The 23,848-nt window shown below is 64.2% G+C and carries 22 protein-coding genes; 7 read left to right on the top strand and 15 right to left on the bottom strand.

The annotated features are described in order from the left end of the window. Positions 1-6: 6 nt before the first annotated feature. The 6 genes from ggt (at position 7) to NKH52_RS14010 (ending at position 6,367) form a co-directional block, all read left to right on the top strand. Positions 7-1,593 carry a gamma-glutamyltransferase gene (ggt, locus tag NKH52_RS14035; RefSeq protein WP_352730330.1) on the top strand — a complete coding sequence of 529 codons (1,587 nt, stop codon included), beginning with the start codon at positions 7-9 and terminating at the stop codon, positions 1,591-1,593. Between the two features lie 317 nt (positions 1,594-1,910). Continuing rightward, complete coding sequence (locus tag NKH52_RS14030; RefSeq protein WP_352730329.1) at positions 1,911-3,437, top strand: acyl--CoA ligase; 1,527 nt, start codon at positions 1,911-1,913, stop codon at positions 3,435-3,437. A gap of 2 nt (positions 3,438-3,439) precedes the next feature. Next, positions 3,440-4,420 (top strand): 2-dehydropantoate 2-reductase, encoded by a 981-nt coding sequence (locus tag NKH52_RS14025; RefSeq protein ID WP_352730327.1) that lies wholly within the window; start codon positions 3,440-3,442, stop codon positions 4,418-4,420. 95 nt (positions 4,421-4,515) lie between these two features. Further along, positions 4,516-4,899 carry an SMU1112c/YaeR family gloxylase I-like metalloprotein gene (gene gloA2, locus NKH52_RS14020; RefSeq protein ID WP_352730325.1) on the top strand — a complete coding sequence of 128 codons (384 nt, stop codon included), beginning with the start codon at positions 4,516-4,518 and terminating at the stop codon, positions 4,897-4,899. Between the two features lie 104 nt (positions 4,900-5,003). Further along, complete coding sequence (locus NKH52_RS14015) at positions 5,004-5,237, top strand: hypothetical protein (RefSeq protein WP_352730323.1); 234 nt, start codon at positions 5,004-5,006, stop codon at positions 5,235-5,237. A 143-nt stretch (positions 5,238-5,380) separates the two neighbouring features. Continuing rightward, a complete protein-coding gene (locus NKH52_RS14010) occupies positions 5,381-6,367 on the top strand; it encodes a methyltransferase (RefSeq protein ID WP_352730321.1) in 987 nt (328 codons plus the stop codon). Between the two features lies 1 nt (position 6,368). Here NKH52_RS14010 and NKH52_RS14005 read toward each other — a convergent pair whose 3' ends face one another. The 15 genes from NKH52_RS14005 to NKH52_RS13935 all read right to left on the bottom strand — a co-directional run bounded on the left by NKH52_RS14005 (position 6,369) and on the right by NKH52_RS13935 (position 22,205). Continuing rightward, the gene (locus NKH52_RS14005) at positions 6,369-7,427 is read right to left on the bottom strand and encodes an aminopeptidase (protein ID WP_352730519.1); all 1,059 of its coding nucleotides are present in this window, start codon (positions 7,425-7,427) and stop codon (positions 6,369-6,371) included. A gap of 177 nt (positions 7,428-7,604) precedes the next feature. After that, a complete protein-coding gene (locus NKH52_RS14000) occupies positions 7,605-8,576 on the bottom strand; it encodes a branched-chain amino acid ABC transporter permease (protein ID WP_352730319.1) in 972 nt (323 codons plus the stop codon). A gap of 22 nt (positions 8,577-8,598) precedes the next feature. Further along, a complete protein-coding gene (locus NKH52_RS13995; RefSeq protein WP_352730317.1) occupies positions 8,599-9,486 on the bottom strand; it encodes a branched-chain amino acid ABC transporter permease in 888 nt (295 codons plus the stop codon). Positions 9,487-9,493: 7 nt separating this feature from the next. Continuing rightward, the gene (locus NKH52_RS13990) at positions 9,494-10,204 is read right to left on the bottom strand and encodes an ABC transporter ATP-binding protein (RefSeq protein WP_352730315.1); all 711 of its coding nucleotides are present in this window, start codon (positions 10,202-10,204) and stop codon (positions 9,494-9,496) included. Beyond that, positions 10,197-10,976 carry an ABC transporter ATP-binding protein gene (locus NKH52_RS13985; RefSeq protein ID WP_352730313.1) on the bottom strand — a complete coding sequence of 260 codons (780 nt, stop codon included), beginning with the start codon at positions 10,974-10,976 and terminating at the stop codon, positions 10,197-10,199. Before NKH52_RS13985 ends, NKH52_RS13990 begins: the two co-directional genes overlap by 8 nt. A gap of 11 nt (positions 10,977-10,987) precedes the next feature. Beyond that, entirely contained in the window at positions 10,988-12,196 is a 1,209-nt protein-coding gene (locus NKH52_RS13980) for an ABC transporter substrate-binding protein (RefSeq protein ID WP_352730311.1), read from the bottom strand. A gap of 208 nt (positions 12,197-12,404) precedes the next feature. After that, positions 12,405-14,168, bottom strand: a complete 1,764-nt coding sequence (locus NKH52_RS13975) for an ABC transporter ATP-binding protein (RefSeq protein ID WP_352730309.1) — start codon at positions 14,166-14,168, stop codon at positions 12,405-12,407. 208 nt (positions 14,169-14,376) lie between these two features. After that, positions 14,377-15,321 (bottom strand): acetamidase/formamidase family protein, encoded by a 945-nt coding sequence (locus tag NKH52_RS13970; protein WP_352730307.1) that lies wholly within the window; start codon positions 15,319-15,321, stop codon positions 14,377-14,379. Then, positions 15,311-16,954 (bottom strand): ABC transporter substrate-binding protein, encoded by a 1,644-nt coding sequence (locus NKH52_RS13965; protein ID WP_352730305.1) that lies wholly within the window; start codon positions 16,952-16,954, stop codon positions 15,311-15,313. The genes NKH52_RS13970 and NKH52_RS13965 overlap by 11 nt, the downstream gene beginning before the upstream one ends. A gap of 34 nt (positions 16,955-16,988) precedes the next feature. Then, positions 16,989-17,909, bottom strand: a complete 921-nt coding sequence (locus NKH52_RS13960; protein WP_127268209.1) for an ABC transporter permease — start codon at positions 17,907-17,909, stop codon at positions 16,989-16,991. Next, positions 17,906-18,772 (bottom strand): ABC transporter permease, encoded by an 867-nt coding sequence (locus NKH52_RS13955; protein WP_196815320.1) that lies wholly within the window; start codon positions 18,770-18,772, stop codon positions 17,906-17,908. The genes NKH52_RS13960 and NKH52_RS13955 overlap by 4 nt, the downstream gene beginning before the upstream one ends. 19 nt (positions 18,773-18,791) lie before the next feature. Beyond that, the gene (locus tag NKH52_RS13950) at positions 18,792-19,409 is read right to left on the bottom strand and encodes an ANTAR domain-containing response regulator (protein WP_352730303.1); all 618 of its coding nucleotides are present in this window, start codon (positions 19,407-19,409) and stop codon (positions 18,792-18,794) included. Beyond that, positions 19,406-20,500: a transporter substrate-binding protein gene (locus NKH52_RS13945; RefSeq protein ID WP_352730301.1), complete on the bottom strand. Its 1,095-nt coding sequence runs from the start codon at positions 20,498-20,500 to the stop codon at positions 19,406-19,408. Before NKH52_RS13945 ends, NKH52_RS13950 begins: the two co-directional genes overlap by 4 nt. Before the next feature lie 175 nt (positions 20,501-20,675). Further along, complete coding sequence (locus tag NKH52_RS13940; protein ID WP_352730300.1) at positions 20,676-21,173, bottom strand: hypothetical protein; 498 nt, start codon at positions 21,171-21,173, stop codon at positions 20,676-20,678. 162 nt (positions 21,174-21,335) lie between these two features. After that, complete coding sequence (locus NKH52_RS13935) at positions 21,336-22,205, bottom strand: helix-turn-helix domain-containing protein (protein ID WP_352730298.1); 870 nt, start codon at positions 22,203-22,205, stop codon at positions 21,336-21,338. Between the two features lie 92 nt (positions 22,206-22,297). Between NKH52_RS13935 and NKH52_RS13930 the strand changes: the two genes are divergently transcribed. Then, the gene (locus tag NKH52_RS13930) at positions 22,298-23,842 is read left to right on the top strand and encodes a 4-hydroxyphenylacetate 3-hydroxylase N-terminal domain-containing protein (RefSeq protein ID WP_352730295.1); all 1,545 of its coding nucleotides are present in this window, start codon (positions 22,298-22,300) and stop codon (positions 23,840-23,842) included. Positions 23,843-23,848 lie beyond the last annotated feature (6 nt).

Raw genomic sequence — 23,848 nt, 5'->3', positions numbered from 1 at the left:
GACAGAATGCGTGATTTCCAGTTTCCCGGCCGCTCGCCGGTTCGTGCCACGGAAGCGGTTGCCGCGACCTCGCATCCGCTTGCAACGCTTGCGGCCATCGACATGCTGCGCTCCGGCGGCAATGCCATGGACGCCGCGGTCTGCGCCGCCGCCGTGCAGGGTGTGGTCGAGCCGCAATCGACGGGCATCGGTGGCGACTGCTTCGTGCTCTATTCTCCCGGGGGGCAAGGCAAGGTGCTGGCCTTCAACGGCTCCGGCCGGGCGCCTGCCAGGGCGACAGTCGACTGGTACCGCGAAAAAGGTTTCGATCGCATCCCGTTGCAGGGCCCGCATGCTGTCACCGTGCCGGGTGCCGTCGATGCCTGGAGCCGCCTGCTCGAAGACCATGGCCGCAAGGGCCTTGCCGAGGCGCTTGCGCCGGCCATCCACTATGCCGAGAACGGCTATGTCGTGCACGACCGCGTCGCTTTCGACTGGGCCGAACCGGAAACCGACCTGTCGGCCGACGAGCATGCCGCGCGCATCTTCCTGCCCGGCGGCAAGGCGCCGAAGGCTGGCGACGTCCACCGGCAGCCTGAACTGGCGGCGACCTTGCGCATCATCGCCAAACACGGCCGGTCCGGTTTTTACGAAGGCGCGGTCGCCGACGATATGGTGAGCCGGCTCAACGAATTGGGCGGACTTCATTCGGCTGAGGATTTTGCCGGGACCAGAGGCGATTATGTGGCGCCGGTCAGCACCTCCTATGGCGGACATGAGATCCACCAGATGCCACCGAACAATCAGGGGCTGACGGCGCTTTTGATGCTCAATTTGCTGTCGGGCTTCGAGCTTGGCGGGCTCGACCCCAATGGCGCCGAGCGCCTGCATCTGGAGATCGAGGCCGGGCGCCTGGCCTATCGCGACCGCGACCGTTATGTCGGCGACCAGGACCATGTCCCGGTGCCCGTGAAGCAGCTCCTGTCCGGCGCCTATGCCGACCGGCTGCGCGCCGAGATCGACCGCGACCGCGCCATGACGCATCTGCCGCGCGTCGACCTGCCCGGCAGCGATACGGTCTACATCTCCATCGTCGACCACGACCGCAACGCGGTCTCGTTCATCAACTCGACCTATTATTCGTTCGGCAGCGGCGTCGTCGGCCCGAAGACCGGTGTCGTGCTGCAGAACCGCGGCTCGAGCTTTCGCCTTGAGCCTACGCACCCGAACGCAATCGCGCCCGGCAAGCGGCCGATGCACACGATCATGCCCGGCATGGCGACGAAGAACGGCCGTGTGGTGATGCCGTTTGGCGTCATGGGCGGCGGCTACCAGCCGTTCGGGCATGTCCATCTGCTGACCAACATGATCGATTTCGGCATGGACCCGCAGCAGGCGCTGGATGCGCCCAGGGTGTTCTACAATGACGACACCGTGGAGGCCGAGCGGGGCATTCCTACTGATGCAATCGAGGGCCTGCGCCGGCGCGGCCACCGCATCGCCGAACCGCATCACCCACTGGGCGGCGGGCAGGTGGTGCTGATCGACTGGGAGAAGGGGACGCTGACCGGCGCTTCCGATCCGCGCAAGGATGGTTTGGCGCTTGGCTATTGAGGTGATCGGCACGGCCTTGCGACCCGGAGAAGGCGGCAGTTGCCAGCGAGCGTTGGCGCCGCCCCTCATTGCCCTGCCGGGCATTTCTCCCCGTATAGTGACGGGGAGAAAGACGCTTTCATCGATGGTTTCGCCAATCGCCAGCGTTGCAAGAAACGTCCAGAGGGTGCGGCTCCCCCTTCTCCCCGTCACTATACGGGGAGAAGGTGCCGGCAGGCGGATGAGGGGCGGCGCTAACGTCGACAATTGGTCCGAAGCGACTATCTTGGGCCGAAATCGCATGCAGGACTTCTACACTTGAAACATAGTCGGTGATCATGACCCAAACTGAAACCCACGCAGGTCTCTCCCGCCGTCTCGCCGCCGGCGTCGACGATGCGCCCGCCATTCTGGCACCCGACAGGGCGACGCTCAGCCATGGCAGATTGCGCAGCCTGATCGCCGATACGGCAAAACAGCTGCATGCGCGCGGCATCGGCCGGGGCGACAGGGTGGCGATCGTGCTGCCGAACGGGCCCGAGATGGCCACCGCCTTCGTCGCCGTGGCGGCCGCCGCCTCGACGGCTCCGCTCAATCCCGCCTACCGGGCCGACGAGCTTGATTTCTACCTGACCGACATCGGCGCCAAGGCGATCCTTGTCGCGGAGGGCGAGACCGGCCCTGCGGTGACGGTGGCCGAGCGGCTCGGCATCGGCGTGCTGCGGCTTGTCGTGCAGCCCGGCACACCCGCCGGCAGTTTTGCGATCGAGGGCGCGGCGATCGGACCCCCGGCATCACGCGACATGGCGCAAGACGGCGACATCGCGCTTTTGCTGCACACCTCCGGCACGACGTCGCGGCCAAAACTGGTGCCGCTCAGCCATGCCAACATCGCAGCCTCGGCTGCCCATATCGGCGGCACGCTTGGCCTGACAGCCAATGATCGTTGCCTCAACATCATGCCGCTGTTCCACATTCACGGCCTGATCGCGGCCGTGCTGTCGTCGCTGGCTGCCGGTGGCAGCATCTACTGCACGCCGGGTTTCAACGCGCTGCGCTTCTTCCAGTGGCTGAACGAGGCGCAGCCGAGCTGGTACACGGCGGTGCCGACCATGCATCAGGCGATCCTGCCCCGCGCGGCACGCAACACCGAGGCGCTGGCGGCGGCGCGTCTGCGCTTCATCCGCTCGTCCTCGGCGTCGCTGCCGGCGCAGGTGATGACCGAGCTGGAAGCGACCTTCGGCTGCCCGGTGATCGAGTCCTACGGGATGACCGAGGCCGCCCACCAGATGGCCTCGAACCGGCTGCCGCCGGGCCAGCGCAAGCCGGGCAGCGTTGGGGCCTCCGCCGGTCCGGAGGTGGCTGTCATGGCGCCCGACGGTCGGCTGCTCAAGGCCGGCGAGACCGGCGAGATCGTCATCCGCGGACCCAATGTCACGGCGGGCTACGAGAAGAACCCGGATGCCAACGCCACGGCTTTCGCGCATGGCTGGTTCCACACCGGCGACCAGGGCATGCTGGACGAGGACGGCTATCTCAGGGTCACCGGTCGGCTGAAGGAGATCATCAACCGCGGTGGCGAAAAGATCTCACCGCTCGAGGTCGACGACGTGCTGATGGATCATCCGGCTGTGGCGCAGGTCGTCACCTTCGCCATGCCGCATGACAAGCTTGGCGAGGAGGTGGCGGCGGCAGTTGTGCTGCGTGAAGGCATCAGCGCCACCGAGGGCGACATTCGTACCTATGCCGCGACGCGGCTTGCCGACTTCAAGGTGCCGCGCAAGATCCTGATCCTGGACGAGATCCCCAAGGGCGCGACCGGCAAGCTGCAACGCATCGGCCTTGCCGCCAAACTCGGACTTTGACGATGAAGATTACCATCTTCGGCGCCGGCGCGATCGGCGGCTATCTCGCGGCCAAGCTGGCGATCACTGGGCCGACCGATCTTTCGATCGTCGCGCGCGGCGCGCATCTGGACGCGATCAAGGCAAATGGCCTGCGCCTGATCGAGGATGGCCAGGAGATTTCCGTCCCCGTCCGGGCCGCCGCGAAAGCCGAGGAACTTGGCGCCCAGGATTATGTGGTGCTGGCGCTGAAGGCGCATTCCCTCACTTCAGCCCTCGACCAGATCGCACCGCTGCTTGGGGACCACACATCAGTCGTCACCATGCAGAACGGCGTGCCCTGGTGGTATTTCCACGGCGCCGGCGGGCCGCTGGAAGGCACCAGGCTGAACGCGGTCGACCCCGGCGGCGCGATCTGGCAGCGGATCGGACCGGACCGCGTCATCGGCTCGGTCGTCTATCCCGCCGTCGAGGTCGATGCGCCGGGCCTTATCCGTCATGTCGAGGGCAAACGTTTCTCGCTCGGCGAACCCTCCGGCGAGCGCAGCGAACGGGTCACGCTTCTGGCCGAGGAAATGGTCAAGGCCGGCTTGCAAGCGCCGGTGCGCGAGGACATCCGCAGCGAAATCTGGGTAAAACTGTGGGGCAATCTCTCCTTCAACCCGATCTCGGCGCTGACCGGCAGCACGCTGGCCGCGATTGTCGCCGACGATGGAACCCGCGCGCTCGCCCGCACCATGATGCTGGAGGCGCAGGCGATCGGTGAAAGCCTCGGCGTGCGTTTTCCCATAGCGGTCGACCGGCGCATCAAGGGCGCCGGCGATGTCGGCGAACACAAGACCTCGATGCTGCAGGACCTGGAGCGCGGCAGGCCGATGGAGATCGACGCGCTGGTGAGCGCGGTGCAGGAACTTGGCCGGCTAACGGACAGACCGACCCCAACCATCGATGCCGTGCTGGCGCTGGTGCGGCGGCTGGCGGTGGAACGCGGCTGTTATCGATGACGTGGAAGGACAGGGCAAGTCAGAGCCGCGGCGCGCGACGATCCAGGCCTTGAAGCGCCTTGGCCTCATACCCCAGCTTGACCAAGGTTAGCAGCATGCTGAACGCCATTCACCACGTCGCGCTCATCTGCACCGACTACGACCGGTCGCGACGGTTCTACGTCGAACTCCTAGGCCTCGATCTGATCCGGGAGATCTATCGGGAGGAGCGGCAATCATGGAAGGCCGATCTGCGGATCGGGTCGGCCCAACTGGAATTGTTCTCCTTCCCTGCACCGGCGATGCGGCCATCCCACCCAGAGGCGACAGGCCTGAGACATCTGGCATTCGCTGTGGCTAATCTTGAGCCCGTAATTATCCGCCTGGAAGCCGCAGGCGTTGCCGTCGAGCCTATCCGGATCGACCCATATACGGACCAACGGTTTACCTTTTTCAGGGACCCGGATGGATTGCCGCTGGAACTCTACGAAGCCCCATAAGGAACGGTTCGCTTTCACGACGGGCGCTGTGTACCGACGGTCCCGGTATCGGCGGACCGCGAATCTGTGCTAAGCGCCGCCCAACCAACCAAAGGACGACACCAATGAGCGAACTGACCGTGGCCGAGGCGACCGAGAGCATCTATGCCTCGCTCCGGGCGGACAATGCCGACATCGACGCACATATCGCGGCGCTTAAGGCGGCGCTGACGCGAGAGGGGATAAAACAGGCGGTGTTCGATCCGGCCAAACTGGCGCAGAACAACCGCTCGGGCCGCAAGTTGATGCAGGCTTATTTTCGGCAGCGCGGCGTGAGCGTGAAGTTCTCGGACCAGTAGAACCGCGCGGGCGATCTCAATCGCGCCGTTGGGAGTTCTGATCCGGGTCCGTCGCCATCTGGGCGCCGGGAACTTGCCGCATGCAGGTTCTAATCTATGGGAGCTGTTTCAAAGTCGTTCCTGGACCGCAGAGGGGATGTGACATGGTGGATTCTGATCGGATCGACAGACTGATCGAAGCGGTGCCCCGCGCCTTGGCACTTCGCGCCGGGTTGGACCTTGGCATCTTCACCCGGCTCGGTGGCGATGCTGCGACTGCCGACAGCCTCGGGGCCGCGCTCAAAGTCGAGCCCGATCGTCTGTCGCGGCTCCTCTACGCGCTCGCCAGCATCGGTCTCCTTGAAGTCGAGGATGGTCAGTTTCGCAACGGAGCCGAAGCGTCGGAGTTCCTCGACGCGTCCAAGCCGACCTATCGCGGCGGCGATCATGCGCTCCTGCGCGAGCTCTGGGGAGCTGACCTTTTGACCGCAGACTCGCTGCGACAGAACCAGCCGGCCGCGCTGCACGACTTTTCCGAAGCGGGACCTGAGTCCGCAGCAGCCTTCAGCCGCATGCTCGCGCCGGGCGGGGTGATTTTTGGCCGAAATCTGGCCCAGGCGATGGACCTCTCGGCGGTCGGTTCGGTGATCGACATCGGCGGAGGCGCCGGGACCATACTGGTCGGGCTTCGCGAGCGGTGGCCGCACATTGCGGCGACGCTGATGGAACTCCCAACGGTCGCAGCGGTCGCGCCGGCTATCCTGTCGGAATACGGTGCCGACGATGTGGTTGTCGAAGAGGGGGACATAACCGTCGCGCCATCGGTCGGTCGGCACGATCTGGCGATCCTGAAGGCCGTCGTCCAGGTGCTTCCGCCGGACCAGGCGCGCAATTCGATCCTGAACGCGGCGCGTTGCCTCACCCCCGGAGGCGAGATCGCAATTGCGGGGTGGGGTGTCGTCGATGACGACCGCCTCGGCCCGTCCGAGGGTGTCTTCCTCAATCTCACTTTCCTGAATCTCTATCGCCACGGCGAATCGTACACGGAAGGTCAATATCGCTCGTGGATGACCGAGGCTGGATTCCGGGATATCTCCAGATCGCGCCTGACGGACGGCTGCACGTTGTTTCGCGCGCGCCTCCCGGGCTGACTCAATAACAGCGATCTGCCGCCGCAAGTGCATCGGCGCGGTGAGCTTCGTCCAGTGCGCCAATCCGCCGGACCGATGCATAGAAACTGACATAGTCGCCGGAGCACAAGTCGAACAGCCGGAGAAACGCGCTCACCCGATCGCTATAGACGGAAGTCGCGGCGAGCTTTGCGTTGTTGATCGGGGACGCGAACCAGGCATCGTATCCCCGGTATCGACCCCAGCGCCTGTCGCGCATGTGTCGGTAGCGCATCCGCAGCCGTTCAATCGCGGCCGTCTTTGCGGCCAGCTTTTGCTCCGAGGTGCCGGCGTTGGAATAGACTTGCGCCAGCTCGTCCCGGGTCTGCGAAACAAGCGCAAGGAATTCAGCCTTGCGCCTCCGGGCGGCTTCGTAACGGCGCAATGCGGCGGTATCGCCAGCCGCGCGCAGCCATTTTCTCACGCCGGTCGTTTCAACGGCGACAGCGAACGCCTCGTTGAATGCGGAATCGTCGTGCACGTAGACGCGCTGGTGTGCCAGTTCATGGAAAACCAACCCTGCAAGATAGGTTTTATCCTCGCCGAACATCGTGCTTAGCAGCGGGTCGCTCGACCAACCAAGCGTGGAATAGGCAGTGATGCCCGTCACATAGACGTCCATGCCCTGTCCTTGAAGTTCGACAGCGGTTTCAGTCGCGGACTTCTGGGAGAAATATCCCCGGTAGGGAACGCAGCCGAAAACAGGAAAGCACCATGTCCGCGGCGTCAGCGAAAATGCCGGCGCGGCGAAGACGGCCCATGTCACTGAGTCCCGACCGATATCGACATAGCTGCGATAGCTGTTGTTGTCGGGCAGCGCCAGTTCATCCGTTGCGAACTGTCGTATAGCGCTCGCCGATGCCATTCGAGCGCGCAATGCCTTCGGCGTCGAAGGATCCTCGATCAGTTTTCCGACATCCTGGCGCGCCGTCATGATCCGCAGATGACCCTGCACGGACTGCGCGTAATAGGAAACACTGGTGCAACCGGTCACGCCGGACGCCACGATCATAACCACAACCAATCGAAAGAATGCGCGCATCACGATTTGCCCATAGAAGTGCTCACCCGTTCCGATAGGGTCGCGATCGCCCCAGGTCGCAAGCAGTCGCATCGATTTGATCGAGGTCTATAGCTTTCTGAAGAATCCGGACAGGTGCTCGTTGGGGAGACGCATGCGTCATCACGCGCAAGCCGCGTCCCATCAACCTGCAGCTGATCAGTCCTTTCCGGCCCGCCCGAAAATCCGCGCGTAAAATTCGCCGACGATGCCGCGCCGGAAGACGAGCACGCACACCATGAAGATCAGGCCGGTGGCGATGGTCACCGGAAAGCCGGAAGTGGCAAGCGTGTTTTCCAGACCGATGACCAGGCTGGCGCCGATGATCGGCCCGACCATGGTGCCGATGCCGCCCAGAAGCGTCATCAGGATCACCTCGCCCGACATCTGCCAGGTGACGTCGGTGAGCGTGGCGAACTGGAAGACGATCGCCTTGAGCGATCCGGCCAGCCCGGCCAGCGCCGCCGACATGACGAAAGCGCCCAGCTTGTAGTTGGCGACGGAATAGCCCAGCGAAATGGCGCGGTTCTCGTTCTCGCGGATCGAGCGCAGGATCATGCCGAACGGCGAATTGACGATGCGCCAGATGGCGAAGACGCCGACGAGGAACACCGCCAGCACGAAATAATACATGTTCAGCGAAACGTTCAGGTCGAGGACGCCTAGCAGCATGCCGCGCGGTACGCCCTGAATGCCGTCCTCGCCTTGCGTGAACGGCGCCTGCACGCAGAAGAAGAAGAACATCTGCGACAGCGCCAGCGTGATCATGGCGAAGTAGATTCCTTGCCGGCGAATGGCGAAAAAGCCCATGACAAGGCCGAGCAAGGCCGCACCCGCCATGCCGAGCAGAATGCCGGCTTCCGGCGGCCAGCCCCAGACCTTGACGGCATGCGCGGTGAAGTAGGCGGCGCCGCCGAAGAAGGTGGCGTGGCCGAACGACAGCAGCCCGGTGTAGCCAAGCAGAAGATTGAACGCACAGGCAAACAGCGCAAAGCACAGCATCTTCATCAAGAAGATCGGATAGACCAGGAAAGGCGCCACCAGCAGCGCCAGGATGCCGAGCCCGACCAGCGTCCATTCAAGCCGTGCCGAGGTTTTGGCCGATGTCTCGCGAAGCGTCAGTTCTGACATGTCAGATGTCCCTTCCGACATGTCAGACGTCCCTTCCGAACAGCCCGGCTGGCCGAACCAGAAGCACGATGGCCATGATGACGAAGACCACGAGGTTGGAGGCCTCGGGGTAGAAGACCTTGGTCAGGCCTTCGGCAAGGCCGAGCATGTAGCCGGTGACGATGGCACCGAGGATCGATCCCATGCCGCCGACCACGACGACGGCGAAGACGACGATGATGAGATCCGACCCCATAAGCGGGCTCACCTGATAGATCGGCGCCGCCAGAATTCCGGCAAGCCCGGCCAGCGCGGAGCCGAGGCCGTAGGTCAGCGTCAGCAGCAACGGCACATTGACGCCGAAAGCCTGGACGAGACGCGGATTTTCGGTTGCCGCTCGCAGATAGGACCCCAGCCTGGTCTTCTCGATCAGCGCCCAGGTGCCGAAGCAGACGATCAGCGAGGCGACGACCACCCAGCCGCGATAGTTGGGCAGGAACATGAAGCCGAGATTGGTGCCTCCGGCAAGCAGCGGCGGCACGGCGTAGGGGTTTCCCGAGACGCCGTAATAATAGCGGAAGATGCCTTCGAGCACGAGCGCGAGGCCGAAGGTGAAGAGCAGCCCGTAGAGCGGATCGAGATCGTACAGCCTCGACAGCGCCAGGCGCTCGACCACGATGCCGAACACACCGACGATCAGCGGCGCAAGGATCAGCGCCGGCCAGTAGCCGATGCCGAGATAGGTGAGCAGCAGATAGCCGACGAAGGCGCCGAGCATATACTGGGCGCCATGGGCGAAATTGATGACGCGCAGCAAGCCGAATATGACAGCCAGGCCCAGGCTCAGCATGGCGTAGAAAGAGCCGTTGATCAGGCCGACCAGCAACTGGCCGAGGAATGCCTGCACGGGGATTCCGAAGATCATCGTCATGGCGCCATCATACACCCAGGACTTCGTGGAGCTGCGTCATGCGGTCCGGCAGTTCGCCGACCGGAAACCCTGCCACCACCTTGCCGTGCTCCATCAGATAGAAACGGTCGGCGACACGACTGGCGAAGCGGAAGTTCTGCTCGACCAGCAGGATCGTCATGCCGCGCGTTTTCAACGTCGCCAACAACGCGCCGATGCGCTGCACGATGACAGGAGCGAGACCCTCCGTCGGCTCATCGAGAAGCAGCATTTTCACACCCGTTCTCAACATGCGCGCGATCGCCAGCATCTGCTGTTCGCCGCCCGACAGCCTCGTGCCGGGACTGTTGCGCCGCTCCTTCAGATTGGGGAACAGATCGAATATCTCCTCGACGCTCATGCCGCCCGGCGCGACGACCGGCGGCAGAACCAGATTCTCGTCGACGGTCAGCGTTGCGAAGATGCCGCGTTCCTCCGGCACGAAGCCGATGCCTTGATGGGCGGTGCGGTGCAGCGGCAGCCGCATCAGGTCCTTGCCGTCGAAGGCGATCCGGCCGGTCCGCTTGCGGATCAGCCCCATGATGGCGCGCAGCGTCGTCGTCTTGCCGACGCCGTTGCGGCCGAGCAGCGTGACCGTCTCGCCGGAAAACACTTCCAGATCGACGCCGTGCAGCGCATGGCCCTCGCCATACCAGGCGTTGAGGCCGCTGACGGCAAGCAGAGGTGCCGCACTAGTCATCGGCGGTGCCCATATAAGCCACCTTCACGCGTTCGTCGCGGCTGACGGTGGCGTAGTCGCCGGCGGCAAGCACCTCGCCGCGCTGCATGACCGTTATCCAGTCGCAAAGGTCGGCCACCACAGTCAGATTGTGCTCGACCATCAGCACGGCGCGATCCCTGGCCACCGAACGGATCAGGTCGGAAACGGTGGCCACGTCCTCATGCCCCATGCCGGCCATCGGCTCGTCCAGCAGCAGCACTTTCGGATCGAGCGCCAGGGTCGTGGCGATCTCCAGCACGCGTTTCCTGCCATAGGAAAGATCGCCGGCGAGCCTGTTTCTGGCGTCGTCGAGACCGACAGAGCGCAGCAGTTTCTCGGCGCGCGGCGTCAGCCGGTCGAGCGCCGCCAGCGAGCGCCAGAACTGAACGCTGAGCCCGCCCGGCCGCTGCAGCGCGACGCGGACATTGTCGAGCACGCTGAGGTGCGGAAAAATCGCCGATATCTGGAACGAGCGCACCAGGCCCATCCGCGCGACCCTGGCCGGCGAGGTTCGGGTGATGTCGTGGCCAAGCAGCTCGATCCTGCCGCTGGTTGGCGCCAGGAACTTGGTGAGCAGGTTGAAGACCGTCGTCTTGCCGGCGCCGTTGGGTCCGATCAGGGCATGGATGTTGCCATGGCGGACATCGAGATCGACGTTTTTGACGGCGATGAAGCCGGCAAAGTCACGCCGCAACCCGCGGGCGGACAGCACCACAGGCGGCTCGTTCGCGTTCAGGTCAGGCGGCACCATGGCCGCGCCGATCACTGGCCGGCCGTCGGACAGCCGCTGTCCTTTTCGCTCAGGAAGGCTTCGTTGCCTGGAATGGTGGCCAGGTATTTGTAGTAGTCCCACTCCTTGGTGCTCTCGGCTGGCGACTTGACCTGATAGAGGTACATGTCGTGGACCATGTTGCCGTCCGCCTGCACCTTGCCGTTGGTTATCACCGCGTCGTCCACAGGCATCGAATGCAGTTGCTTGGCGACGGCTTCGGTCTCGTCCGTGCCGGCCTTGTCGATCGCCTTCAGGTATTGCGTCACCGCCGAATAGGTCGCGGCCTGGATCATGTTCGGCATGCGGTTGGTGCGCTTGAAGAAGCGCTGCCCGAATTCGCGGCTCTTGTCATCGCGATCCCAGTAATAGCCTTCGGTCAGCACGACGCCCTGCGCCGCCTGAAGGCCAAGCCCATGCACCTCGGCCAGCGTGAACAGGAGTGCGGCAAGACGCTGACCGCCCTGCACGATGCCGAATTCGGCCGCCTGCTTGATCGAGTTGGAGGTATCGAGGCCGGCATTGGCCAGGCCGATGACCTTGGCGCCCGACGATTGCGCCTGCAGCAGGAAGGACGAATAATCGGTCGATCCCAGGGGATAACGCACCTCGCCCAGCACCTTGCCGCCATGGCTCTCGACGAACTTGGTCGTCTGCTCTTTCAGCGAATAGCCGAATGCATAGTCGACGGTGACGAAGAACCAGCTGTCGCCGCCCTGCTGCACGAGAGAGCCGCCGGTGCCCACCGCTTGCGAATGTGTGTCATAGGCCCAGTGGAAGCCATAGGGCGAGCATTGTTTGCCGGTCAGCTCCGTGGTCGCCGCGCCGGTGACGATGTCGATCTTCTTCTTTTCCTTGGAGATCCCCTGGACGGCGAGCGCCACCGAAGAGGTCGTCAGTTCCATGATGGCATCGACCTGTTCGGTGTCGTACCACTGCCGCGCGATGTTGGAGGCGATATCGGGCTTGTTCTGGTGGTCGGCGCTGATGATTTCTATCGGCGCTCCCTGCACCTTGCCGCCGAAATCCTCGACCGCCATCTTGGCCGCCTCGACCGACCACTTGCCGCCGAAATCGGCATAGACGCCCGACTGGTCGTTGAGGATGCCGATCTTGACCTTGCCGTCGGAAATTTCGGCGGCCGAGGCGGGGATCGCGGATGCGGCGAGAAGCGCTGCGGAAACGAAAAGGCTTACCTTCATGGTTGACTTCCTCCCATAGCGATGAATCCGACCGACCCTCCTACGATCGATCATCGCAATGGTATTGAACATGAGGAAGATAGGGACAGAGGGCAAGAGGCCGTCCCGGATTTCGTGATCGAAGCGATGCGCTTTGGCGGCGGAACGCCACCTTGAGCCCTGGATGGAAACACAAACACGTGAGCCGCGACCTGTGGCAGTCCTTACCTCAGCCCTCGGCGGCGACGAGGTGGCCGTTGCCGACATCCCTCAGCGCCAGTTTCAACGGCGCCTCGCCGATCCTGCGGGTGGCGCTCGGGATCTCCTGGTCGAGACGCGCGAAGCGGCTTCGTCGCTTGGCCGGATCGGGCACGGGCACGGCTTCGATGAGGCGTCTGGTGTAGGGGTGGCGCGGGTTGGAAAAGACCTGGTCGCGCGTGCCCATCTCGACGATCTGGCCGAGATACATGACGGCGACGCGGTCGGAGATGTTCTCGACCACAGCCATGTCATGCGAGATGAAGAGATAGGCGACGCCGAATTCGCGCTGCAATTCCTTCAACAGATCGAGCACGCGCGCCTGCACCGAGACGTCGAGCGCCGAGACGCTTTCGTCGGCGATGATCAGCTTCGGCCGCAGCGCCAGAGCGCGTGCGATACAGACGCGCTGGCGCTGGCCGCCGGAGAATTCATGCGGATAGAGCTCCATCTGGTCAGCCGACAGGCCGACGCGCTCGAACAGCGCCGCGACACGCTGGCTGCGCTCTTCCTTCGAGGCGATGCCATGGATCAGCAGCGGCTCGGCGACGAGGTCGCCGACGCGCATGCGTGGGTCCAGCGAGGCATAGGGGTCCTGAAAAATCATCTGCACGTCGCGGCGCACCGCCTTGCGCTCGTCGCGGCCAAGGCCAGACAGATTGCGGCCGCCAATGACGATGTCGCCGCTGTAAGGCACCAGTCCGGCCAGTGCCTTGGCGGTGGTCGACTTGCCACAGCCGGATTCACCGACCAGCGCCAGCGTCTCGTTGGGCGCGATCGAAAAGCTGACGCCTTCGACGGCGTGAACGCGGCGGGTGACCCGGCCGAAGAAGCCGCCATGCAGGTCGAAGCGGACATGCAGATCGTGGACCATGGCGACATTGGCCGGGCTCGCCGTCTCGACATCCCTGGATTTCTGGCGGCCGATACCGCTGCCGATGCGCGGCACGGCGGCCAGCAGCTCGCGCGTGTAGTCGGCTTGCGGCCTGGCAAAAATGTCAGCGGTTCTTCCCTCTTCGACCATGCGGCCATGCCGCATGATGATGACGCGGTCGGCCATTTCGGCGACGACGCCCATGTCGTGGGTGATCAGGATGACGCTGGTGCCGTGCTGGCGCTGCAGGTCGCGCAGCAGCTCCAGCACCTCGCCTTGCACGGTGACGTCGAGTGCGGTCGTCGGCTCGTCGGCGATCAGCACGTCCGGCTCGAGCGCCAGCGCCATGGCGATCATCACCCGCTGGCGCATGCCGCCGGACAGTTCGTGCGGAAACTGCTTCAGCCGGCTTTCGGCTTCCGAAATGCGCACCGCCTTCAACGCCTCGATGGCGCGCTGGCGAGCCTCGCCCTGCGACAGGCTGGTGTGTGCCTCGATGGATTCGGTAAGCTGCCGGCCGATCGGCAGCACCGGGTTGAGCGAGGTCATCGGCTCCTGGAAAATCATGGCGATACGGTCGCCGCGAATGCGCCGCATCCGGCGCTCGTCGAGAGTCGTCAGATCTGTGTCGCCCAGATGGATTTTCCCAGACGATATGCGTGCCGACGGCTGCGGCAGCAATTGCATGATGGCCAGTGCGGTCATCGATTTGCCGGAGCCGGATTCACCGGCAATGCAGAGCGTTTCGCCGCGCGCCAGCGTCAGCGACAGGTCGGAGACGACCTCGCGCTCGCCCTCCTCGCCGCGCACGCTGACGCAGAGATTGGCGATGTCGAGGACGGGTTCGGGGGTTGAGGTCATTGGGAGTGTAGTCCGGGGGGGAATTTACTCCGGCACACCCCCCTCTGGCCTGCCGGCCATCTCCCCCGCAAGGGGGGAGATTGAATGTCATCCCGGCCTTCGCCAATCTCCAGCGTTGCAAGAAAAGCGCTGCATCGAAGCTGCCGATCTCCCCCCTTGCGGGGGAGATGGCCGGCAGGCCAGAGGGGGGTGCCTTGGCGCCGACCTCTCATTCAAACACGCAGCGCGGGAAGTAGAACGACACCACCCAGTTCGGCATGTCGACGATCTCGCTGATCCTGAGATCGCCGCACACAGAGGCCAACATATAGGCCTCGACGGGATCGATCTTGTACCTCCCGGCAAGCAGGTCGACCATCTGCGCAACCGCTTCCCTGGCGCCGGTCATCAGGTCCGGACCGATACCTGTCGTCACCTCATAGCCCTTGGCGTCGAGATGGCGCGTCACCGGGCCTGGCGTGGTGAAGCGCGGCGTCTTCAGCCTGGCGTCCTTGACCAGATCGAGCTTGAGCACGACGTCCATCGGGCTTTCGATCGCCGTGCCGCAAACCTCGCCGTCGCCTTGCGCGGCATGGGTGTCGCCGACCGAAAACAGCGCGCCCGCCACTTCCACCGGCAGGTACAGCGTGGTGCCGGCCGCGAGATCGCGGATGTCGAGATTGCCGCCAACGCGCCTCGGCGGGACCACGGAGTGGTGGCCCTTTTCCGCCAGCGCGTTGCCGATGGTGCCGGCGAAGGGTTTCAGCGGCACACGCGCATTTTTGCCGAACAGCGCCGGCTCGAGCGAGGCAGCGTCGTATTTCCAGATGTTCAGCGCCGGCTCCTTGAAGTCGTCGGCGAGCAGCCCGAAACCGGGAATGTTGGCCGTCCAGCCGAAGCCGGACGGTTTGAACATCTCGATCGTCACCTTCAGCGCGTCACCTGGCTCGGCGCCCTCGACGAAGATCGGCCCGGTCACCGGATTGACGGTGGCGAAGTCGAGCTTGGCGACGTCGGCGACCGTGCTGTCGGCCTGCAACTGGCCGCCGGAGGAATCGAGGCACTGGAACTCGATGGTCGAGCCGGGCGCCACCCGCTCGGCCGGAACAAACGAATTGTCCCAGCCGAAATGATGTTGGCGCCCGTGGATGGTGTAGTCGCAGTTATTGCACATCTTTTACGTACACATTGTCATAATTGATGAAGACATGGACCGGATCGACATAGAGGTTGTCGGCGCCGCCCATGCGTGCGGATTTCATGCTGAAGCGTTGCTCGTTGAAGACCGGCGCCCAGGGCGCGTCCTCCATGATCTTGTCGTAGATCGCGCTCCACATCTTGTTGCGCTCTGCAGACTTCGCCGGATCGGTCATCGAGTCGGCTTCCGCCGCCTTGGCGTCGAGATCCTTGTTGCAATACCATGACCAGTTCCAACCGCCGGGCACCGCACCGGCGCAGCCGAGGATCGGCCCGTAGAAGTTCGACGGATCCGGGAAGTCGGCGATCCAGCCCATGCCGCCAGACCAGATCATCGGTGCGCCGGCCTTGTCGCCGCCGGCGGCAATCACGTTGGCCTGGGCCAATGCCTGGATGCTGGCCTTGATGCCGACGGCCGCCAGATCCTGCTGGATCGCTTGGGCGATGCGCGGGTTGGGATCGGTGTTCATGGCGAACAGCTGGGTGTCGAAACCATCGGGATGACCGGCCTCGGCAAGCAGCGCCTTGGCCTTGGCGACATCATAGGGATAGCCCTTGTATTCCTTGTCGTAGCCCGGCATCGACGGCGGCAGCGGCTGGTTGGCCGGCACAGCGCGGTTGTTGATGATCTGGACGATGCGCGCCTTGTTGATCGCCATGTTGACCGCCTGGCGCACCTTCACATTGTCGAACGGCGCCATGGTGGTGTTCATGGTGATGTAGCCGGTGTGCAGCTGGCCGCCTTCGACGACCCGCGCCTTCTGCTCGGGGTCGGCCATCACCTCCTGGAACTTTGCCGGTGGAATGCCATCGAGGGGCAGGTCGATCTCACCTTTCTGCAGGCGCAGCAGCGCCACGATCGGCTCCTGGCCGACCTCGAAGGTGATCTTGTCGAGGTGCGGCAGGCCCTTGTGCCAATAGTCCGGGTTGCGCACGAAGACGATGCGCTGGCCGAGCGTCCACTCGGCGAGCTTGAAGGCGCCGGTGCCGACCGGGTGCTTGCCGAAATCGGCGCCGTATTTCTCGACCTCCTCCTTAGGTACGACATGCGCGAAGTTAATGGCCATGACATGCAGGAAGGTGGCGTCGGGCCGGCTCAGCTCGAACTTGACCGTATAGGGATCGACGACCGTGACGCCAGAGAGGCCATCCGCCTTGCCGGCGGCGACCTCGTCATAGCCCTTGATCGAGCCGAAGAAGCCGGCGCCCGGGCTCTGGGTCTTAGGATTGGTAACGCGGTCCAGCGAATATTTCACATCGTCGGCGGTCATTTCGCGGCCATTGTGGAATTTCACGCCATGGCGCAGCTTGAAGGTGAAGGTCTTGCCGTCGGGCGAGATCTCGTAGCTTTCGGCGAGGTCGGGTTTCAAATTGGTGGTGCCCGGCTCGTAGTCCATCAGCCCGTCGAACAGGCTCTTGATCATCGACCAGTTCTGCCAGTCATAACCGATCGCCGGATCGAGCGTGGCGACATCGTCCTTGTAGGTGATGGTGATGGCGCCGCCCTGCTTGGCGTTCGGATCGACGGTGTCATCGGCGCGAACATTTGTCATGCCGAGCATCAGCGCCAGCGCCGATGCCGCTACCGTGGATGCGAGAAACTTTTTCATTTTTATGTTCCCTTTCTCTGTCTGGTTTTCATTTTCATCTGAGCTTGATGCGGGGGTCGATGAAGGGCGCGATGACGTCGGCCAGCAGATTGCCGAGCACGATGGCGAAGGCCGAGACCAAGGTGACGCCCATGATGATCGGGATGTCCACGCGCTGAATGGCCTGCCACGCCAGCTGGCCGATGCCGGGCCAGCCGAACACGCTTTCGACGACGACAATGCCGCCCATGAAGATGCCGATGTCGATGCCGATCATGGCGATGACCGGCAGGATGGCGTTGGGCAGTGCATGGCGGAACAGGATGGCTCGCCGCGCCAGGCCCTTGGCGCGGGCGGTGCGGACATAATCCTGGCGCAGAACATCGATCATCGACGAGCGCATCATGCGGGCGTACCAGCCGGCGCCGAGTATGCCCATGGTCAGCGACGGCAGCACCAGATGGCGCCAGGTGCCGTAGCCGCCGATCGGGAACCAGCTGAGCCGCACGGCAAAGACGTAGAGCAGCAGCAGGCCGACGACGAATTGCGGCGCCGAAACGCCGACGAAGGAGGCGACCATCAGCGTCTGGTCGGTGCCGGTGCCGCGCTTGACGGCAGCGATCAGGCCCATGCTGAGGCCGAGCAGCAGCTCGCACAGGATGGCGCCGACCATCAGCAACAAGCTGGCCGGCAGCCGCGAGACGATCAGCTCGGTGACCTCGGAGCGCTGGATGTAGGAGCGGCCGAGATCGCCGCTGATGAGCTTCGTAAGATAGCGCCAGTACTGGACGATGAAGGGCTGGTCGAGGCCGAGCTGCTGGCGGATGTTCTCAACCGTCTGCGGCGTGGCGCTGCGACCGGCGATCTGGCGCACCGGATCGGCGGGCAGGAGATAGAGCAGCGCGAAGGTGATCAGCGAGACGCCGAGCAGGATGAGCAGAGACTGGATGAGGCGGCGGCCGAGATAGGCGATCATGCCCGGCCCCTCTGCGTCGGATCGAGGATGTCGCGCAGTGCGTCGCCGATCAGGTTGAAGGCCAGCGCCAGCGCCAGGATCGCGGCACCGGGGAAGAACACCAGCCAGGGTGCGGCCTGGAAATAGGTCTGGTTCTCGAAGATGATGTTGCCCCACGACGCCGTCGGCGGCTGCACGCCGATGCCGAGGAAGGAGAGTGTCGCCTCGAGCAGCACCGTGGTCGAGATGCCGAGCGTGCCCCAGACGATGATGGTCGGCAGCAGATGCGGCAGGATATGGCGAAACAGGATGCGCGGTGCACTCGCCCCAATGGTGCGTTCGGCGTCGATGAATTCGCGCTCGGCCAGCGAAGAAGTTTCGGTGTAGATGACGCGGGCGGTCTGCACCCAGTTGACCAGCGCGATGACCATGGCGACGATCCACAGGCTGGGCTCGAACACCGCCGCCAGGCAAATGGCGAGCAGCAGTGCCGGAAACGCCATCATCAAATCGGTGAAGCGCATCAGCGCGCTGCCGATCCAGCCACGGAAATAGCCGGCGACAACACCGACCAGTGTGCCGATGAACAGCGCCACGCCATTGGCGACGATGCCGATGATCAGCGAGGTGCGGGCGCCGTAGAGGATGCGGGTCAGCAGGTCACGGCCGAGCAGGTCGGTGCCCAGCCAGAATTTTGCATCCGGCGGCAAGGGCGAGCCCTCGATGGTCAGGCCGTCGAACATCTGCTCGTTGGGATCATAGCCAGTCAGCCATGGCGCCAGCACGGCGCCGGCAACGACAATGGCGACGATCATCAGCCCAAGCAGTGCGAGACGGCGCCTGACCAGCCGGCGCCAGACGCCGGCGCGTGGTTTGACCGGCATGCGCCCTGGCGCGGTGAGATCAGGCGCGATGGGACTGGTCATCGCCGCCTTCTTCCCCTGTTGCTTCTTCACTTGTCATTGCCACGATCCGCCGCGCGGCATCCTCGACGCTGATCTGCCAGCTCATAGCCAGCGAGCGAAGCTGCGCATAGGCGCGGCCGTCATCGGTGCCTTTCGCCAGTGCGGTGACCGCGCGCACGATGGTCTGGCGCTCGGCGACGCGCTGGCGAAGCGAGGCAATCTCACTGGCCAGGTGTTTTCGCGCCTCGAAACTCTGGCGCGCGATCAGCAGCGCGCTGTAGACGCCGGCATTGCCGACCGGCTTCAGGAGCTGGGCATCGGCCTTGTGCGACAGCGCCCATTCGATGCGGCCCGGCGCCTCGGAGCCGATCAGCGCCACCAGCGGCATCGGCGCCTCGCCCGGCTTCCAGGGGAACTGCTCGTCGAAACCGAGATCGGCGTCGAAGAACACGAAATCGGCCGCCAGCGCCTCGGGCGGCAGTTCCGGCCAGCAATCCAGCGTGATCAGGCCGATGGCCGACAATTGCCTGGTGATCGCCTGCACCGTCGGATGCGGGCGATGCAGGATAAACGCCCTAGCGCCGCCGAGATTGGGGATGCGTGGGGCTCTCGTCACGACACCACCCTCAGGCGTGGGCGGCCGAATGTTTTTGCCGGGTCGTAGCGCGACAGATAGGGATCCGGCGCGACTTCGTCCTCGCGGCTGACGACCTCGAAGAAGCCATCCGCGATGCGCCCGATGATCACCGGCAGCGTCGCGTGCTGGGAATGGGCGTCGATGGCTATCGGCCCGAGCCGGGTGGAAAAGCGGCGTTCTGCGAAGGCTCTGGAAAATTCCGCCGGACCGGCTTCGGGATTGCTGGAGAGCACGTCGGCCATCACCTGCACGGAGGCATAGGCGGAGGCCTCGAAAGACGAGGCGAAGGCGGCCGGCCGCGGCGCGAAGTACGGCCCGACCGACAGATGTCCCTTGCCCGATTCACCGATCGCCGGCAGTTCGCCCTCGGTGAGATTGCAGGAGATGACGGGGCAGGTTTCCGGGCTGAAGGCAGGATCCTCACTCCCGAGATCACGATAGGCCGCGAGGAAGGCGTAGGAAGAGGTGCCGATCAAATTGTTGAGGATGAAGTTCGGCCGCGTGGCGCGGATCTCCGCGATCAGCCGCGACACGTCGGTCTCGCCGATGCGCAGATAGCGTTCGCCCAGCACCTTGCCGCCGGCATCCGCGATCAGGTCGCGCGCGACGCGGTTCATCTCCCAGCCCCAGATGTAGTTCGAGCCGAGCAGGAAGCCGTTGGCGCCGAAACGCGGCACGACATGCGCCATCAGCGGCACCAGATGCTGGTTGGGGCAGGCGTGCATGTAGACGACGTGCTCGTTGGCCTCGAAGCCCTCATAGGGGCAGGCGTACCAGAGCATGCCGCCCGCCTTCTCGAGCACCGGAATCGTCTCCTTGCGGCTCCAGGAGGTGACGCAGCCGACGACATGGCGGGCGCTGCTGGTCCTGAAAATATCCTCGCACAGCGTTGCGTAGCGGTCCGCATTGCTTTGCGGATCGCGCTCGACCGGCACCAGTTCGATGCCTGAGCGGCGATCGGCGTTGATGTCGGCGATGGCGCGCATGGCGCCGATGCGGCACGCATCGGAGACGAGCTGATAGCTCCCCGAGCGGGAATATAAGATGCCGATCTCGATACGCCGTTTCAAACAGATCCCCAAAATGACAATGCCTCGCAGCCAGCGCCGGAGGGCGAGGCATACGAGGCATTCTTGCCGCCCGGCGATCAGAGCCGGTATTTTGCGCTAGCGTATTCTGTCCGGCGGGTCAGTCAAGCCCTCAACGATATTTGCGTGACCGTCATCGCCGTTTCGCTGCCGCCGGCTATCTGGCCGATCTGGCCGCCGGCCTCTGACCGTGTTGACGCGCATAGGTCACGCAGGCGTCCACCGTGCTGACACAAAGCGCGTCGCGCCTGTTCGGCAAATTGTTGTCGCCGGCATAGGCAACTTCGGCGACGCGGCCGTCGACCATGCGAATTTGCGTGTCGCAATAACCGCCGGGAGCGACATTGACGGAGCCGCCGACCGCCGGGATCGCGCCAACCGCTAGAGTCGGAACTACAATACTGAGATTGCCGCGCTGGACGATGCGCTTGTAGGTCCAGATCTGGCCCGATCGGCCGGCGTCGGCGGTGGCGGTCGGAAACCCGGCGCACATGCGGACGTCGGCTTCGCTGAGGCCGACCATCTCCTTGCGAGCCGCCGCCGCGGTGGGGTCAACCTTGGCCACGCGCGACGTATCGTCGGGAACGACGCAGGAAGACAGGATGGCGACGGACAGGACAGGAAGGGCAAGCTTTCGAATACTGGAAAATGTCATGCCGACCGTCAGATTGGTCCGATGTCAGATTTGCGTGGCACCCGCCGCTCCTTTCTACCTAGGCAGACAGGCGAAGGGATCAACCCGTTCAGCTTCACGAAAAAGTGGCTGTGGCTGCAACATCGAGGATTGCGCGTCACGGGGTCTGCATTTCACGCAGGATCAATGGCCCTGCAAGTGCTTCCGGCGCCAGGCGGCGGGCGCTTCGCCGACCCGCGCGCGAAAGAACCGTGAAAAATACGCCGGGTCGTCGAAGCCGATCTCGTAGGCGATGTCCTCCACCGTGCGTACGGTGAACAGCAGCAGGCGCTTGGCCTCCAGCAGCCGCCTTTCGCTGACGACCCGCTTGACGCCGGCGCCCAGAACCGCATGGGCAGCCTTGTCGAGAAGATGCGGCGTGGTGGCCAGCGCCTCGACGTAGCGATCGACCGGCCAGTTGTCGCGGAAATGCGCGTCGGCGAGCCGACGCAGGCCCCGCGCCAGCGAAGCATCGGAAGAGGCGGCGGAGGCGGTCACGCCGGGGCTGAGGCGCGCAATGTGGGAGAGTGCGACGGCGATCAGCGCCGGCAGGACCCTGTCATTGCCGGCTTGCGCCTCGGCATATTCGGTGGCGATCATCTCCAGCACCGCCGCCAGTCTCGCCCACGCTGCGTGTCGTGGCAGACCGTCGGCAAAGACCGGCCTGTCCAGCGGCAGCAGGCTGTGAGCGGCGATGGCCGCGAGCGCGCCGTCGGCGACCGAGACGACGATGGCATCGGTGCCGGGTCCGATCGAGAAGCCATGCACGACAGCGCTCGGCACGAAGCTGACGGCAGGCGCCGAAAAGTCCCAGGATCGGTCTTCGATACGGTAGGTGCCGGAGCCGCTGGTCCAGGAGGTGATCTGGCCCATCTGCGGATGCTTGTGCGCCGCAACCTGACCAAGATGGATATTGCTGCGCGCAAGCACCGTTTCGACATGCAGGAAACCGACATCGAGCGGCCGCACAGGCTCGCCATAGACGAAGAAGTCGGGGATGGAATTCTGGCTCATGGCGCCTGAAAAAGTCCAATCGGTTTTGCCGTTCCGTCCATAACCGATGCATGCCCAAGGCGCTAGTGTTGCGACTCAAGAGGAGGACCATCATGCGATCAGAAGACTTCCGCGCCGACAAGGCACGGCCGTTCACCGGGGCCGAGTATCTGGAGAGCCTGCGCGACGGCCGCGAGGTCTATATCAATGGCGAACGCATTGCCGATGTCACCACGCACCCGTCGATGCGCAATTCGGCGCGGTCGCTGGCGCGCCTCTACGATGCGCTGCATGATCCCCTGCGACGGGACACGCTGACCTCACCGACCGACACCGGCTCGGGCGGCTACACCCACAAATATTTCCGCGTCGCCAAATCCTCTGGCGAACTCGCCGCCCAGCAGACGGCGATCGCCGAGTGGTCACGCATGTCCTATGGCTGGATGGGCCGCACGCCCGACTACAAGGCGGCGCTGATGAACACGCTCGGCGCCAACGCAGACTGGTACGGGCCGTTCAGGGACAATGCCCTGTCCTGGCACAGGCGTGCCCAGGAAGCCGTGCTGTTCATGAACCATGCCATCGTCAACCCGCCGATCGACCGCCACAAGCCGGCCGAACAGGTGAAGGACGTCTTCGTCCACATCACCAAGGAGACGGATGCCGGCATCTACGTCTCCGGCGCCAAGGTGGTGGCGACGTCCTCGGCGCTGACGCACTATAACTTCCTGGCGCAGGGATCGGCGACGGTCACCGAGGATCCGTCGCTGTCGGTGATGTTCATCGTGCCGATGAATGCGCCGGGGATAAAGATGTTCTGCCGCGTCTCCTACGAGCAGACGGCCAACACGGTGGCGGCGCCCTTCGACTATCCGCTGTCGTCACGTTTCGACGAGAACGACGCGATCCTGGTGCTCGACAATGTCTTCATCCCCTGGGAGGACGTGCTGGTGCTGCGCGATGCGCAGAAGATCCTGTCCTTCCACCCGGCGTCCGGCTTCATGCATGGCTACTGCTTCCAGGGCTGCACGCGTTTCGCCGTCAAGCTCGATTTCCTCGCCGGCCTACTGGCTAAGGCGCTGCGCGCCACGGGCGGCGATGCTTTCCGCGGCAACCAGGCGGCACTGGGCGAGGTCATTGCACTGCGGCACATGTTCTGGAGCTTTTCCAACGCCATGGCCTACAACCCGCTCCCGTGGGCGAATGGCGCGGTGCTGCCCAATCTGGAAGCCGCGCTCGCCTACCGCACCTTCATGTCGGAAGCCTATCCGCGCGTCATCGACACCGTGCGCCGGGTGATCGCGTCCGGGCTGATCTACCTGCCGTCGTCGGTGCGCGACTTCAACAACCCCGCGATCGACAAGTATCTGGCGCAATATGTGCGGGGCTCCAACGACATGGGCCACATCGAGCGCATCAAGATCATGAAGCTTTTGTGGGACGCGACCGGCACTGAGTTCGGCGGCCGTCACGCGCTCTACGAGCTCAACTATGCCGGCGCGCCGGAAGAGGTGCGGCTGCAGGTGCTGAAAGGAGCTGAACGCGGCGGGCGGCTGAAGGCGATGGAAGAGCTCGTCGACACCTGCATGGCCGACTATGACGAGAATGGCTGGACGGGCGATACCTGGTTCAATCCGCTTGTCTCAACGGCCGAGTGAAACCAG

It is taken from the genome of Mesorhizobium sp. M1066 (assembly GCF_040318635.1).
Taxonomy (GTDB): Bacteria; Pseudomonadota; Alphaproteobacteria; order Rhizobiales; family Rhizobiaceae; genus Mesorhizobium.
Note: the sequence above shows the minus strand (reverse complement) of the source record. Positions and strands in the feature narration are given on the sequence as shown.